A 14,382-nucleotide genomic window follows, 5' to 3' on the forward strand; every position below is an offset into this window, starting at 1 on the left:
CTCAGCCGGCCCGGTGTCCGAGGCCGAGCGCACCGTTCCGCCCTCCCCCAGAGGGGGCGCGCTTCTGCGGCGCCGGTCGGCATTTTCGACCTGCCTCGCGCGGGAGGCCGAGTTCACCGTCCCGAACCCCCACCCACCCCGGAGGGGGGCGCCTTTGCAACGCAGGCCCGCAATTTCAACCCGTCTGGCGTCGGGGGTCGAGCCAGCCGTCTCGCCCCCCACCCACCCGGGAGGGGGTGCATCTCCCGAACACAGGCCCGCATTTTCGACCTGTCTGGCGTCGGGGCCGAGTTCACCGTCCGAACCCCGCCCGCCCAGGCGAGGGGTCACACCTCTCCAATGCAGGCCGCCATTCTCAGCCCGTCCGGCGTTTGAGGACGAGGCCGCTCAGGCCGAAGGGGGGTCTGGGGGCGCAGCCCCCAGGGACGTCGGCCCCAACCCCGGCAAGCCTTCTCAAGCGGCGGTACCCTGACCAGGCACATCCGCCCGCGCGTCGCAGACACCCCCTCGGAGGGACACCTCATGCCGCTCGAAGCCGGCCTCCTGGAGATCCTGGCCTGCCCGGCCTGTCACGCCCCCCTCAAGGAGCAGGACACCGAGCTGATCTGCACCGGCGAGGACTGCGGCCTGGCCTACCCCGTCCGGGACGGCATCCCCGTACTGCTCGTCGACGAGGCCCGCCACCCCGCGTAACCGACGACGACGCGATCGGAGGCCGCCGCCCATGCTCGACGAATCGCTGCTCGACACCCCGGAGGCACTGGCCGAGGCCGACCGCAGAGCCCTGCTCCGCGGTGCCGCCGAAGCCGGTGCGCGGGTGCGCACAGCCGCCCGGCACGCCGCCGAGGCCGGCGTCCACGACCTGAAACCGGACGGCCGCCCCCGCGCCATCCTGATCGCAGGCCCCGGTGCCGCCGCGACCTGCGTAGCCGACCTGCTCGGCACCCTCGCCGGCGCCAGCAGCCCCGTCACCCGCCTCGCGCCCACCGGCGTAGCCCCCGCGGCCGGCGCCCTGCGCTGGGAACTCCCGGGCTGGGCAGGCTCCGTGGACCTCCTGCTGATCACCACCCCGGACGGCACCGAACCCGGCCTGTCCCTCCTCGCCGAGCAGGCCTACCGCCGCGGCTGCACCGTCGTAGCCGTAGCACCGACCCGCAGCCCGCTCACCGAGGCGGTGGACGGCGCGCACGGCCTCTTCGTGCCGATGGCGACCGCGCCGTACGAGCACGACGAGCCCCTGGCCGCCTCCGCCCCCGGAGTCCTCTGGGCGCTGCTCACCCCGCTGCTCGCGATCCTGGACCGCACCGGACTGCTCAGCGCGCCGCCCGAGGCCCTGGAGAAGGTCGCCGACCGGCTCGACCAGGTCGCCGAGCGCTGCGGGCCCGCCGTCGCGACGTACAGCAATCCCGCGAAGACCCTGGCCTCCGAACTCGCCGACTCGCTCCCGGTGATCTGGACGGAGGGCACGTCGGCCGGTCCGGCGGGCCGCCGGTTCGCCGCCGCGCTCGCGGAGTTGGCCGGCCGCCCCGCGCTCGTCTCCGAACTCCCCGAGGCGCTCGCCGAGCACAACGCGCTGCTGGCCGGCCCGCTCGCCGCCAGCGCCGACCCCGACGACTTCTTCAGGGACCGCGTCGAGGAGGCACCCGCGCTGCACGCACGCGTGGTGCTGCTTCGGGACCGTCCCCTCGGCGGCCTCACCGCCGCGCCCACCGCCCGTGACCTGGCCCTCAGCCACGACACGCCGATCAGCGAGCTGGAGCCCGAAGAGGGGGGCGAGTTGGAGACCCTCGCGGAGCTGATCGCCATGACGGATTTCGCCGCCGTTTACCTGGCGCTCGCCTCGGGCGCCTGATCTTGTCGTCGAAGCCCTGAGCCGCCGTACAGCGTCGTACGGGGCGCGAAGCCACGTCGTACCCAGGTCGTCCTCGGGTCGTACGCAGAGAGAACCGGTAGAGAGCCACATGGACCGCCTCGACAACACGATCCGCCCCTACGCCTGGGGTTCCCGGACCGCCATCCCCAAGCTGCTCGGCGTCGAGCCGAACGGCGAGCCGCAGGCGGAGATGTGGATGGGCGCGCACCCGGGGGCACCCTCGCGCACCGCGCGCGGGACGCTCGTCGAGGTCATCGAGGCTTCTCCGGAGCGGGAGTTGGGCGACAAGGCGGTCGCGAAGTTCGGCCCCCGGCTGCCCTTCCTGCTGAAGATCCTCGCCGCCGGCGCCCCGCTCTCCCTCCAGGTGCACCCCAACTTGGAGCAGGCGAAGGAGGGTTACGCCGACGAGGAGCGCCGGGGCATCCCCGTGGACGCCCCGCACCGCAACTACAAGGACGCCAACCACAAGCCCGAACTGATCTGCGCGCTTACGGAGTTCGACGGCCTGTGCGGCTTCCGCGACCCGCTGCACGCCGCCGACCTGCTCGCCGGCCTCGGCGTCGACTCCCTGAAGCCGTACGTCGATCTCCTGCACGCACACCCCGAGGAAGCCGCCCTGCGCGAGGTCCTCACGGCGATCCTCACCGCAGACCCCGAGGAGATGCGCCACACGGTCACCGCGGCGGCGACCGCCTGCACGCGCCTGGGCGGCGACTACGCGCCCTACGCCGACATCGCGCACCACTACCCGGGCGATCCCGGCGTCATCGCGGCCATGCTCCTGAACTACGTCCGACTCCAGCCCGGCGAGGCCCTGTTCCTCGGCGCCGGAATCCCGCACGCCTACCTAAACGGCCTCGGCGTCGAGATCATGGCCAACTCCGACAACGTCCTGCGCTGCGGCCTCACCCCCAAGCACGTCGACGTCCCCGAACTCCTGCGCGTCGTCCGCTTCGAGGCGAGCGACCCCGGAGTGCTGCGCCCCGAGGCGTCCCCCGACGGCGAGGAGGTCTACGAGACCCCCATCGACGAGTTCCGGCTGTCCCGGTACGTCCTCCCGGAAGGCGCCGGCGCCCACGACCTCACCCTCGACACCCCGCAGATCCTGCTCTGCACGGCGGGTGCGGTGAAGGCGGGCGAGTTCGAACTGGCGCCCGGCCAGTCGGTCTTCGTCCCGGCGGGAGACAAGGCCGAGGTGTCCGGCGTGGGCACGGTCTTCCGGGCCACTGTGATCGTATGACCGGGCCTGTGGATACCTGACGAGCCGTCGTCGGGCAGGGCTGCAAGAATGGCCCACCGGCAAAGGACGGGCAAAGAGGCTTGGACGCTCCATCCGGGGCAGACGTCCGGCGTAGACGTACGAAGGCGAAGGGACACCGCGAACACATGAGCGCGTCAGGCGGCACCAGGGCGATCGTGGCGGCACTCGGCGCCAACCTCGCGATCGCGGCATCGAAGTTCGTCGCGTTCGCCTTCAGCGGCTCGTCCTCGATGCTCGCCGAGGGCGTCCACTCCCTCGCCGACTCCGGCAACCAGGCCCTGCTCCTGATCGGTGGCAAGAAGGCCCAGCGCGAGGCCACCCCGCAACACCCCTTCGGCTACGGCCGCGAGCGGTACATCTACGCCTTCCTCGTCTCGATCGTCCTCTTCTCCGTCGGCGGCATGTTCGCCGTCTACGAGGGCTACGAAAAGATCAGGCACCCGCACGAACTCGAGCACTGGTACTGGCCGGTGGGCGTCCTCGTGTTCGCGATCATCGCCGAGGGCTTCTCGTTCCGTACGGCCATCAAGGAGTCGAACGAACTGCGCGGCACGCACTCCTGGTCGCAGTTCATCCGCCGCGCCAAGGCCCCCGAACTGCCGGTCGTCCTCCTGGAGGACTTCGGCGCGCTCATCGGCCTCGTCCTCGCCCTCGGCGGCGTCGGCATGGCCCTGCTCACCGGCGACGGCGTCTGGGACGGCATCGGCACGCTCTGCATCGGCATCCTGCTCATCCTGATCGCGCTGGTCCTGGCCGCCGAGACCAAGTCCCTGCTGCTCGGCGAGTCCGCCGGCATCGAGGACGTCAAGAAGATCGAGGCCGCGATCGTCGACGGTCACACGGTCACCGGCATCATCCACATGCGCACGCTCCACCTCGGCCCCGAGGAACTGCTCGTCGCCGCCAAGATCGCCGTCCAGCACGACGACACGGCCACCGAGGTCGCCACCGCGATCAACGCCGCCGAGTCCCGGATCCGCGAAGCCGTCCCGATCGCCCGCGTGATCTACCTCGAACCCGACATCTACAGCGAGTCCGAAGCCACGAAGGGTCCGGACCGCGAAGCCACCCCCGGAGGCCCGGCTCAGCACCCCGCCGAGCACTGAGCCCCTCCGCCGCTACGACAGCGGGGCCCGCCGGACGTCCGACGAGCCCCGCGGCTCCCGCTAGCCCTGCTGAACGGGCCACGGCGCCACCGGCACCGCCCTCCGCCGCCGTACGAACGCGGCGATGCCCAGGCCGATACCGACCAGGACGAGGATGACCCCGCCGATGACGGCCGCCCCGATGCCGGAGGCGACCGTACGGTCGTCGGTCACCCGGCTCCGGACGGCGGAGTCGGCCACCGTGCCGTCGTGGTCGCTCGCGAAGAGACGCGAGTCCCTCGAGTTCGCCCGGTTGTCACCGAGCAGGAACAGCCGGCCCTTCGGGACCGTCACGTCGTACGTCTTGTGCACGCCGTCGACATCGCCGTGCTTCACATAGGGCTCCGCCAGCGGTTTCCCGTTCACGGTGATCCGCGCGGCCGTGCCCGATCCCGTGCAGCACACCACGCGGTCGCCACCCACCCCGACGACCCGCTGCATCACGCTCGCGCTGAACCCGTAGCGGTCCGGCGCCGAGAACAGCACGACGTCACCGCGGTGCACCTCGCCGCCGTCGACCTGCTCGTAGATGATCCGGTCGCCCGGCTCGTACGTCGGCGCCATGCTCTGGCTGCTGATGGTGGAACTGCCGTAGGAATTCAGCGCGTACGCGAGCCCGCCGACCGCCAGCACCACTCCCAACAACCCCACCACGACAGCCGCGACCCCAAGTCCCCGCCCCTTGCCCGACATCGTTTCCCTCCCCATGCGGCACTTCCGCGGGCGCGAGGGTAGCGGGTCTCTGTGAACGGTCTGTGCGGGCCCGCGACCTGCGACAGCCGCGGGCCCGCAGCGGCTAACCGACCTCGCTCAGTACACCGAGCACCGCCGACTCGTCCTCGGCCGCCAGCAGCCGCTCCCGGAACCCGGCATCCATCAACTTCCGTGACAGCAACGCCAGAATCCGCAGATGCTCATCCCCGGCGGCCGCCTCCGGCACGGCGATCATGAACACCAGCCGCGCCTTCGTACCGTCCAGGGAGCCCCACTCGACCCCCTCCGCCGACCGCGCGAACCCGACCACCGGCGCACTCACCGCATCCGTCTTGGCATGCGGAATCGCGATCTCCTCCCCGAGCCCGGTCGTCCCCTGCGCCTCCCGCCGCAACGCGGTCGCCACCAACTCCTCGACGTCCACGACCTTCCCGGTCCGCGCCAACAGCCCGGCCATCTCCCGGATCGCGGCCTCCTTGTCGGATGAGTCGAGCCGCACCTTCACGGTTTCCTGGGTGAGGTAGCCGGAGAGGATTTCGGGGGGAACTTCAGGGAGAGCCTCGGGGAGAATTCCGGGGTGGATCTCCGGGGCGGGGCTCGTGGCGGGGGAGCCGGAACCAGGGGCGCCTTCGGAGTCGGCCGAGCCGGTGTCGGCCGAGCCGGAGTTCGCTGAGTCGATGCCGGCCGTGCCAGCGCCGACCGTGGCCTCAACGGCAGCCGCAGCATCCGCACTTGACCCGGCCGACCCGACCGCACTGACCGTTGCCGTGCCCGTACGCGAAGCCCGCTCTGCTACGACGCCCCCGGCGCCCTGCGCTCCAACCCCGGCCCCGACCAACGCAAGCTCGGGTTCGTCCGGGCTGACCCCGTGCCCGACGGGCTCTCCGCGCCGCTTCCGCTCGCTCACGTCGACCAGCGCAACCGTCGTCACCGCGGTGACCGCCGTGCCGATCGCCACCGCCACGAAGAACATCGGTACGCCGCTCACCGCGCCCAGCACCGCCACGATCGGCCCGCCGTGCGGCACCGCGTCCTTCACCCCGGCGAGCCCGGCGACCGCACCGGCCACCGCGCCACCCAGCATGTTGGCCGGGATGACCTGCGCCGGCCGCGCCGCCGCGAACGGGATCGCGCCCTCGGAGATGCCGAAACAGCCCATGAACAGCGAGGCCAGACCGGTCTCCCGCTCCTGCTCGGTGTAGAGCCGCTGCCGTATCAACGTGGCCAGGCCCTGGCCGAGCGGCATCACCGGGATCGCGGCGGCGCACATGCCCATGACGGCCTGGTTGCCGGTCGCGATGAGCCCCGCGCCGAACAGGAACGCCGTCTTGTTGACCGGCCCGCCCATGTCGAACGCGATCATCAGCCCCAGGATCGTGCCGAGCAGGATCGCGCTGGTGCCGGTCATCCCGCCGAGCCAGCTGGTGAGGTGCTCGAACACCCAGGAGATCGGCTTCCCGATCACGTTGATGAAGAACAGCCCGAGCGCCGTCGTCGCCGCGATCGGGATCACGATGATCGGCATGATCGGCTGTACGAACTTCGGGACCCTGACCTTCTTGATCCACAGCACCAGATACCCGGCGAGGAACCCGGTCACGATCGCCCCGATGAACCCGGCGCCCGCCTTCGAGTCGTACAGTGAACCGGTGTTGGCGATCCACCCGCCGATCATGCCCGGCACGAGCGCGGGCCGGTCGCCGATCGCGTAGGCGATGTAGCCGGACAGGATCGGCACCATCAGCGTGAAACCGATCACGCCGATGTTGTTCACGTCCATCCAGAAGGAGTCCTTCGGGATGACCAGACCGCCGGAGGGGTCCGGGTGGCCGCCGAGCGACAGCGAGATCGCGATCAGCAGCCCGCCGACCACGACGAACGGGATCATGTAACTGACCCCGTTCATCAGCGCCTTGTACGCGACGCTCCGCTCCCTGCCGCCCGGCGCCGTTGTCGCCGCGGCCGTACCGCCCGCCGTGTGCACGGGCGCGGACCGCACCTGCTCGATCAGCCGCTCGGGATGCCGGATGCCCTCGGCGACCCCGACCACGAGGACCCGCTTGCCGACGAAACGGCTCAGGTCCACGTCCTTGTCCGCGGCGACGATCACACCGTCCGCGGTGCTGACATCGTTGTCATCGAGGACGTTCTCAGCTCCGATGGAACCCTGCGTCTCCACCTTCATGTCGATACCGCGGCTCGCGGCGGCCTGCGCGAGCTTCTCCGCGGCCATGTACGTGTGGGCGATGCCGGTCGGGCACGCGGTCACCGCGAGCAGCCTCAACCGCTGCCGCTCACCTTCGCCGCCGCCCGTGGGGGGAGGGCCGGCCGTAGTCGTCACGTCGTTCTCCTAACACCTTCGTCGTGCGGAACGCCGTCCCGGACGTCCCGCAAGATCGATCAGAGGTTCCTGATCTCCGTGCATCCTGCAACATCCGACGGCCGACTCAAAGACGCGGAAGTCCCTGGTCGCCGTCGTCCGCTCCTCTCCGCCCACCGGTCGCGGGCCCCCTGTCGCAGCTCCCCCGGAAACCCGACTCGACAACGGACACCCGGCGGAGTTCGGCTGGATCCGTCCCGAGGTGGGCTGGGGGCGGCCGGGTCCACCGGTGTAGCTTGGGTGGGAGCCAGACGTCGCTGCTGATGGCGGTCGGGCGGTCCCACCGCGGACCGACCGAGGGAGAGAGGGCCTCCGACGGACTGCGCTGCGCGTACGCGGGCATTCCTGTGCCCTCCTTCGGGCACCCCTGTGTCCGCCGCCGCGCAGACCAGCCGTATCCACCTCGCCCCAATCCCGAGGAGCACCTCTCCATGACGACTGTCGACAACCGACAGGACTTCAAGGTCGCCGATCTCTCCCTGGCCGAGTTCGGCCGCAAGGAGATCACCCTCGCCGAGCACGAGATGCCCGGCCTGATGTCGATCCGCCGTGAGTTCGCCGCCGGCCGGCCGCTGGCCGGCGCCCGGATCATGGGCTCGCTGCACATGACCGTGCAGACCGCCGTCCTGATCGAGACCCTGGTCGCTCTGGGCGCCGAGGTCCGCTGGGTGTCCTGCAACATCTTCTCCACCCAGGACCACGCGGCCGCCGCCGTCGCCGTCGGCCCGGACGGCACGCCCGGGAACCCCCAGGGCATCCCGGTCTTCGCCTGGAAGGGCGAGACCCTGGAGGAGTACTGGTGGTGCACGGAGCAGGCGCTGACCTGGCCGAACACTCCCACCGGCGGTCCGAACATGATCCTGGACGACGGTGGCGACGCCACGATGCTTGTCCACAAGGGCGTCGAGTACGAGAAGGACGGCAAGGTCCCCTCCCTCGACACCGCCGAGTCCGACGAGCACCGCGTCGTCCTCCAGGTCCTGCAGCGCACCATCTCCGAGGGCTCGCAGAAGTGGACCCGGCTCGCCTCGGAGATCCGTGGCGTGACCGAGGAGACCACGACCGGTGTGCACCGTCTCTACGAGATGCACCGTGACGGCACCCTCCTGTTCCCGGCGATCAACGTGAACGACGCCGTCACCAAGTCGAAGTTCGACAACAAGTACGGCTGCCGCCACTCCCTGATCGACGGCATCAACCGTGCCACCGATGTCCTCATCGGCGGCAAGACCGCGGTCGTCTGCGGCTACGGCGATGTGGGCAAGGGCTGTGCGGAGTCGCTGCGCGGGCAGGGTGCCCGTGTGATCGTCACCGAGATCGACCCGATCTGTGCGCTGCAGGCGGCGATGGACGGCTATCAGGTCACGACGCTGGACGAGGTCGTCGACAAGGCCGACATCTTCGTGACCACGACCGGGAACAAGGACATCATCATGGCCGCGGACATGGCCAGGATGAAGCACCAGGCGATCGTCGGGAACATCGGTCACTTCGACAACGAGATCGACATGGCCGGTCTCGCGCAGATCCCGGGCATCGTCAAGGACGAGGTCAAGCCGCAGGTCCACACCTGGACGTTCCCCGACGGCAAGGTCCTCATCGTGCTGTCCGAGGGCCGTCTGCTGAACCTGGGCAACGCCACCGGCCACCCCTCGTTCGTGATGTCCAACTCGTTCGCGGACCAGACCCTGGCCCAGATCGAGCTGTTCACCAAGCCCGAGGAGTACCCGACCGACGTCTACGTGCTGCCCAAGCACCTCGACGAGAAGGTCGCCCGCCTCCACCTGGACGCGCTCGGCGTGAAGCTGACCACGCTCCGCCCCGAGCAGGCGTCGTACATCGGCGTCGAGGTCGAGGGCCCGTACAAGTCGGACCACTACCGCTACTGATCCGGCGACCCCGCTGGCTGTGACCCCGCCCGCTGTGACCGCGTCCGTGCACTGACGCGGCCTCAGCGGCAGGTACTCAGCAGCAGATCCTCCGAGGCAGGCCCCCGCACCCCCGTGCCGGGGGCCTGCCCCTTTGGCTCCATCGGCCGGACCGGCCCGTCAAGACCCAGGACCCCGATGCCCCGCGGCCGTTATTCGCTCCACGATCCGCACGATCACACCCCCCTCGCTGACGAACACTTCCAGTGCGCCCCCGGCCCGTCCGGCTGGCGTTATGTCTCCCAACTCACCACCCCCTCGGGCGACCACAGCGGTTCCGTCGACCTCACGCTCGACGAACTCGGCCGCCCCATCCGGCTGGAACTCCACGCCGCGAGCTGGCAGGTGCGCGGCGCCGCTCTCGACGGCGTCACTTGGGTCCGCACCGACCCCACCGGCGCCGATGCCACCGAAGGCAATGTGCGCGCCCACGCCTTCACCGGCACCTCCCCCGCGTTCCTCATCGCCACCACCCGTCTCCTGCGCCTCACCCCTTCCCCCACCGCGACCCGCGTCCGCCTGGTCAGCCTCACGGAACCGGTCCTCGCCCCCCGCACCGTGGACCAGTCCTGGGCCTTGCTGAAAAGAGAAACACACGGCACTGACAACGGCCCCCTGACCGTGGACGAATACCAGGTCACAGCCCTGGATACGGGGGAGCAGCACGCCGTGCACATCGCCGGAGACGTGGTGCTCGCAGCCCCCGGCCTCGAGCTGGAGGAACTGGAGTCGCCGCCGTCCGCCTTCGGCTGAGCGGCGGTGTTCCGGGGTGCTCGTGGGAGGTCAGGCGGGCGGCGCGAATCCCGTGGAGGGCCGAGGTTCGACGGGCGCCGGGGGCTGGGCACTGGGCGCGGCCGGATCGGGTCCTGTTCCGCCCGCGGCCGGAACAGGGGGAGCGGCAGGGGCCGGCCAAGAAGCAGGTGCCGGCGGGGGAGGGGAACCGTACGGCTGCTGAGGAGCCGGCGCCGGCTGGAGCGCCGAGTTGCCGAAGGCGCCCGGCACACCCGCCCCGGGCCCGAAGCCGCCGGCCGGTACGCCCCCGACCGCGCCGTTCCCGAAGGCCCGCCGCACATCACGAGCCTGCCGCTCCTGCACCACCGCCGCCAGATACGCGGCCGACGGAACACCCTGCGGAGCCGGCGCGCCCGTACGAGCCACGAGATCCGCGGCGAGCCGCTCGGCCATGGCCCAGCCGACCTGCGGATCCAGTTGCTGCATCCGTGTCAGGTACTGCCGGATGGCCAGCCACAACCCATCGGGAACGGCGGACAGATCAAGCTCGGCGAAACGTCCCGTCAGCCACGGCGGCGGAGGAGGCACAAAGGCCGTCTGCCCGGCGGACACCCTTTCCCGTACGACCAGAGTGCCCGCGAACACATCCCCGAGCCGCCGACCGCGCGCCGAGACGAGCGAGGCGACACAGGCGACGACACCGACCGTCATCAGGATCTCGATCACACCGATCGCACCCCGCACGAGCGCGTGCCGGAACCGGATCGGCCCACCGTCGTCCCGCACCACGCGCAGCCCGAACGCCAGCTTCCCGAGTGAACGCCCATGACTCAGCGTCTCCACCGCTATGGGCCCGCCCACCAGCACCAGCACAAAGGCCGCGATCGACATGGCGACCTGCGCCGCGACGTCCAAAGAGGCCGTGGAAAACATCAGTGCCACGGTCACGGCGGTGTAGGCGGCGATGGCCACCATCAGGTCGAGCAACACCGCCAGCGCCCTGCTGGGCAGCCTCGCGGGGCGCAACTCCAGCGCCACCGCCTCGCCCGTCACCAGCTCACTCACGCCTGCCGCCCTTCCCCTGCCCTGCCCCTGGAACAGCCAGTCTGCCAAGCTGAGGGCACATCGCGCCCCAGTACGACAAGCTGATCCCCGACCAGCAGTCGACGAGCAGCCGAGGAGCAGGCAACCAGATGGACCTCGACGTCTTCGTCTCGGCCCACCGCGCCGAGTGGGACCGCCTCGACGCACTGCTCCGCCGTCAGCGTCGCCTCAACGGCGCCGAGGCCGACGAACTCGTCGCTCTGTACCAGCGCACGGCCACTCACCTCTCCCTGATCCAGTCCAGCGCGCCGGACCCCCAACTCACCGGTCGGCTCAGCCAACTCGTGGCACGCGCGCGTAGTGCGGTGACAGGCACCCGTCGTGCCTCCTGGCGCGATGTCACACGCTTCCTGGGGCACAGTTTTCCGGCCGCGGTGTACAGAGCACGCCACTGGTGGGTCCCCACCGCGCTCCTGTCGACCGTGGTCGCGATTCTCCTGGGCTGGTGGATAGGCACCCACCCAGAGGTCCAGTCCTCCATCGCGGCCCCGAGCCAACTGCGCGACCTCACCCGCCCAGGCGGCGAGTACGAGACCTACTACTCCAGCCACCCGGCGGCGGCCTTCGCAGCACAGGTCTGGACGAACAACGCCAAGGCCGCCGCGATGTGCCTGGTTCTGGGCATCTTCCTGGGCCTGCCGGTCCTCTGGATCCTCTTCGAGAACATGCTCAACCTGGGCGTAGGCATCGGCCTGATGTCGTCGGCGGGCCGACTCGACACGTTCCTCGGCTTGATCCTCCCGCACGGCCTGCTCGAACTCACGGCGGTCTTCGTGGCCGCCGGCACAGGGATGCGCCTCGGCTGGACCCTCATCGACCCCGGCCCACGCTCGCGCCGCACGGCCCTGGCCGAGGAAGGCCGAGCAGCCGTGGGCATGGCCATCGGCCTGGCCCTGGTCCTGTTCGTCTCCGGCGCCATCGAAGGCTTCGTCACCCCGTCAGGCCTCCCCACTTGGGCCCGCATCGGCATCGGCATCGTCGCCGAAGGGGCCTTCCTGACCTACGTCTACGTCCTGGGCGGTCGTGCCGTTCGCGCCGGTGAGACGGGTGACGTCGAGGCGGCCGAACGCAGCTCCTCCGTCCCCACCGCTGCCTGATGTGCGGGCACTCCCGCTGAGCTGCTAGTCTCCTCTTCGCCCCACAGGAGCCGTTGACACGGACCGGTCGGGGAGGTAGATTCGAACAGTTGCCTAGAACTGGATCTGATCCGGTCGGCGACAGTGAGTGTCTGTCTGCTTCTAGAAACGTCGATGGAAACCTCGATTTCAAAGAAGCCACACTCCCGATGAACTCGGAAAAGAGCGGCCGGTAAGTCCGGCCCTGAACTTCTGATAAAGTCGGAACCGCCGGAAAGGGAAACGCGGAAGCGGAAACCTGGAAAGCACCGAGGAAATCGGGACCGGAAACGGTCTGATAGAGTCGGAAACGCAAGACCGAAGGGAAAAGCCCGGAGGAAAGCCCGAGAGGGTGAGTACAAAGGAAGCGTCCGTTCCTTGAGAACTCAACAGCGTGCCAAAAATCAACGCCAGATATGTTGATACCCCGTCTCCGGCCATCACGGCTGGGGCGAGGTTCCTTTGAAGAAAACATACAGCGAGGACGCTGTGAACGGTCGGGCTTATTCCGCCTGACTGTTCCGCTCTCGTGTATGTGGTCCCGATTACGGGAAAACATTCACGGAGAGTTTGATCCTGGCTCAGGACGAACGCTGGCGGCGTGCTTAACACATGCAAGTCGAACGATGAACCACTTCGGTGGGGATTAGTGGCGAACGGGTGAGTAACACGTGGGCAATCTGCCCTGCACTCTGGGACAAGCCCTGGAAACGGGGTCTAATACCGGATAATACTCCTGCACTCATGTGTGGGGGTTAAAAGCTCCGGCGGTGCAGGATGAGCCCGCGGCCTATCAGCTTGTTGGTGAGGTAATGGCTCACCAAGGCGACGACGGGTAGCCGGCCTGAGAGGGCGACCGGCCACACTGGGACTGAGACACGGCCCAGACTCCTACGGGAGGCAGCAGTGGGGAATATTGCACAATGGGCGAAAGCCTGATGCAGCGACGCCGCGTGAGGGATGACGGCCTTCGGGTTGTAAACCTCTTTCAGCAGGGAAGAAGCGAAAGTGACGGTACCTGCAGAAGAAGCGCCGGCTAACTACGTGCCAGCAGCCGCGGTAATACGTAGGGCGCAAGCGTTGTCCGGAATTATTGGGCGTAAAGAGCTCGTAGGCGGCTTGTCACGTCGGGTGTGAAAGCCCGGGGCTTAACCCCGGGTCTGCATTCGATACGGGCTAGCTAGAGTGTGGTAGGGGAGATCGGAATTCCTGGTGTAGCGGTGAAATGCGCAGATATCAGGAGGAACACCGGTGGCGAAGGCGGATCTCTGGGCCATTACTGACGCTGAGGAGCGAAAGCGTGGGGAGCGAACAGGATTAGATACCCTGGTAGTCCACGCCGTAAACGGTGGGAACTAGGTGTTGGCGACATTCCACGTCGTCGGTGCCGCAGCTAACGCATTAAGTTCCCCGCCTGGGGAGTACGGCCGCAAGGCTAAAACTCAAAGGAATTGACGGGGGCCCGCACAAGCAGCGGAGCATGTGGCTTAATTCGACGCAACGCGAAGAACCTTACCAAGGCTTGACATACACCGGAAAGCATTAGAGATAGTGCCCCCCTTGTGGTCGGTGTACAGGTGGTGCATGGCTGTCGTCAGCTCGTGTCGTGAGATGTTGGGTTAAGTCCCGCAACGAGCGCAACCCTTGTCCTGTGTTGCCAGCGTGCCCTTCGGGGTGACGGGGACTCACAGGAGACCGCCGGGGTCAACTCGGAGGAAGGTGGGGACGACGTCAAGTCATCATGCCCCTTATGTCTTGGGCTGCACACGTGCTACAATGGCCGGTACAATGAGCTGCGATACCGTGAGGTGGAGCGAATCTCAAAAAGCCGGTCTCAGTTCGGATTGGGGTCTGCAACTCGACCCCATGAAGTCGGAGTTGCTAGTAATCGCAGATCAGCATTGCTGCGGTGAATACGTTCCCGGGCCTTGTACACACCGCCCGTCACGTCACGAAAGTCGGTAACACCCGAAGCCGGTGGCCCAACCCCCTTGTGGGGAGGGAGCTGTCGAAGGTGGGACTGGCGATTGGGACGAAGTCGTAACAAGGTAGCCGTACCGGAAGGTGCGGCTGGATCACCTCCTTTCTAAGGAGCACTTCTTACCGATCCCTTCGGGGTGAGGTCAGAGG

10 protein-coding genes and 1 rRNA gene are annotated in these 14,382 nt (G+C 68.6%); 8 read left to right on the top strand and 3 right to left on the bottom strand.

All coding sequences use genetic code 11. The features are described 5' to 3' along the window. Positions 1–522 precede the first annotated feature (522 nt). The 4 genes from OG504_RS31990 to OG504_RS32005 all read left to right on the top strand — a co-directional run bounded on the left by OG504_RS31990 (position 523) and on the right by OG504_RS32005 (position 4,240). Entirely contained in the window at positions 523–693 is a 171-nt protein-coding gene (locus OG504_RS31990) for a Trm112 family protein (RefSeq protein ID WP_019072213.1), read from the top strand. Positions 694–724: 31 nt separating this feature from the next. Beyond that, complete coding sequence (locus OG504_RS31995) at positions 725–1,852, top strand: SIS domain-containing protein (protein ID WP_405992902.1); 1,128 nt, start codon at positions 725–727, stop codon at positions 1,850–1,852. A 109-nt stretch (positions 1,853–1,961) separates the two neighbouring features. Next, complete coding sequence (gene manA / locus OG504_RS32000) at positions 1,962–3,113, top strand: mannose-6-phosphate isomerase, class I (protein ID WP_405992903.1); 1,152 nt, start codon at positions 1,962–1,964, stop codon at positions 3,111–3,113. Positions 3,114–3,259: 146 nt separating this feature from the next. After that, positions 3,260–4,240: a cation diffusion facilitator family transporter gene (locus OG504_RS32005; protein ID WP_405992904.1), complete on the top strand. Its 981-nt coding sequence runs from the start codon at positions 3,260–3,262 to the stop codon at positions 4,238–4,240. A 60-nt stretch (positions 4,241–4,300) separates the two neighbouring features. On the opposite strand, the gene lepB is transcribed toward OG504_RS32005, so the two are convergent. Then, the gene (gene lepB / locus OG504_RS32010; protein WP_405992905.1) at positions 4,301–4,987 is read right to left on the bottom strand and encodes a signal peptidase I; all 687 of its coding nucleotides are present in this window, start codon (positions 4,985–4,987) and stop codon (positions 4,301–4,303) included. Between the two features lie 88 nt (positions 4,988–5,075). Then, complete coding sequence (locus OG504_RS32015) at positions 5,076–7,334, bottom strand: fructose-specific PTS transporter subunit EIIC (RefSeq protein ID WP_405992906.1); 2,259 nt, start codon at positions 7,332–7,334, stop codon at positions 5,076–5,078. A gap of 470 nt (positions 7,335–7,804) precedes the next feature. Here OG504_RS32015 and ahcY point away from each other — a divergent pair, with 470 nt between their 5' ends. Both ahcY and OG504_RS32025 read left to right on the top strand, forming a co-directional pair. Next, positions 7,805–9,262 (top strand): adenosylhomocysteinase, encoded by a 1,458-nt coding sequence (gene ahcY / locus OG504_RS32020; protein WP_405992907.1) that lies wholly within the window; start codon positions 7,805–7,807, stop codon positions 9,260–9,262. Between the two features lie 177 nt (positions 9,263–9,439). Further along, complete coding sequence (locus OG504_RS32025) at positions 9,440–10,054, top strand: hypothetical protein (protein WP_405992908.1); 615 nt, start codon at positions 9,440–9,442, stop codon at positions 10,052–10,054. Positions 10,055–10,084: 30 nt separating this feature from the next. Here OG504_RS32025 and OG504_RS32030 read toward each other — a convergent pair whose 3' ends face one another. Further along, positions 10,085–11,098: an RDD family protein gene (locus tag OG504_RS32030; RefSeq protein ID WP_405992909.1), complete on the bottom strand. Its 1,014-nt coding sequence runs from the start codon at positions 11,096–11,098 to the stop codon at positions 10,085–10,087. Between the two features lie 128 nt (positions 11,099–11,226). On the opposite strand from OG504_RS32030, the gene OG504_RS32035 reads away from it, so the two are divergent. Both OG504_RS32035 and OG504_RS32040 read left to right on the top strand, forming a co-directional pair. Further along, positions 11,227–12,234 (top strand): stage II sporulation protein M, encoded by a 1,008-nt coding sequence (locus OG504_RS32035; RefSeq protein ID WP_405992910.1) that lies wholly within the window; start codon positions 11,227–11,229, stop codon positions 12,232–12,234. Between the two features lie 576 nt (positions 12,235–12,810). Next, a 16S ribosomal RNA gene (locus OG504_RS32040) occupies positions 12,811–14,338 on the top strand. Positions 14,339–14,382: the final 44 nt, after the last annotated feature.

The organism is Streptomyces sp. NBC_00986, assembly GCF_045162565.1.
Taxonomy (GTDB): Bacteria; Actinomycetota; Actinomycetes; order Streptomycetales; family Streptomycetaceae; genus Streptomyces.

What these genes read in the sequence shown, in the direction of transcription:
- OG504_RS32025 (WP_405992908.1), top strand. Translation starts at nt 9,440, where the DNA reads ATGCCCCGCGGCCGTTATTCGCTCCACGATCCGCACGATCACACCCCC.
- ahcY (WP_405992907.1), top strand. Translation starts at nt 7,805, where the DNA reads ATGACGACTGTCGACAACCGACAGGACTTCAAGGTCGCCGATCTCTCC.
- OG504_RS32035 (WP_405992910.1), top strand. Translation starts at nt 11,227, where the DNA reads ATGGACCTCGACGTCTTCGTCTCGGCCCACCGCGCCGAGTGGGACCGC.
- lepB (WP_405992905.1), bottom strand. Translation starts at nt 4,987, where the DNA reads ATGGGGAGGGAAACGATGTCGGGCAAGGGGCGGGGACTTGGGGTCGCG.
- OG504_RS32005 (WP_405992904.1), top strand. Translation starts at nt 3,260, where the DNA reads ATGAGCGCGTCAGGCGGCACCAGGGCGATCGTGGCGGCACTCGGCGCC.
- OG504_RS31990 (WP_019072213.1), top strand. Translation starts at nt 523, where the DNA reads ATGCCGCTCGAAGCCGGCCTCCTGGAGATCCTGGCCTGCCCGGCCTGT.
- OG504_RS31995 (WP_405992902.1), top strand. Translation starts at nt 725, where the DNA reads ATGCTCGACGAATCGCTGCTCGACACCCCGGAGGCACTGGCCGAGGCC.
- manA (WP_405992903.1), top strand. Translation starts at nt 1,962, where the DNA reads ATGGACCGCCTCGACAACACGATCCGCCCCTACGCCTGGGGTTCCCGG.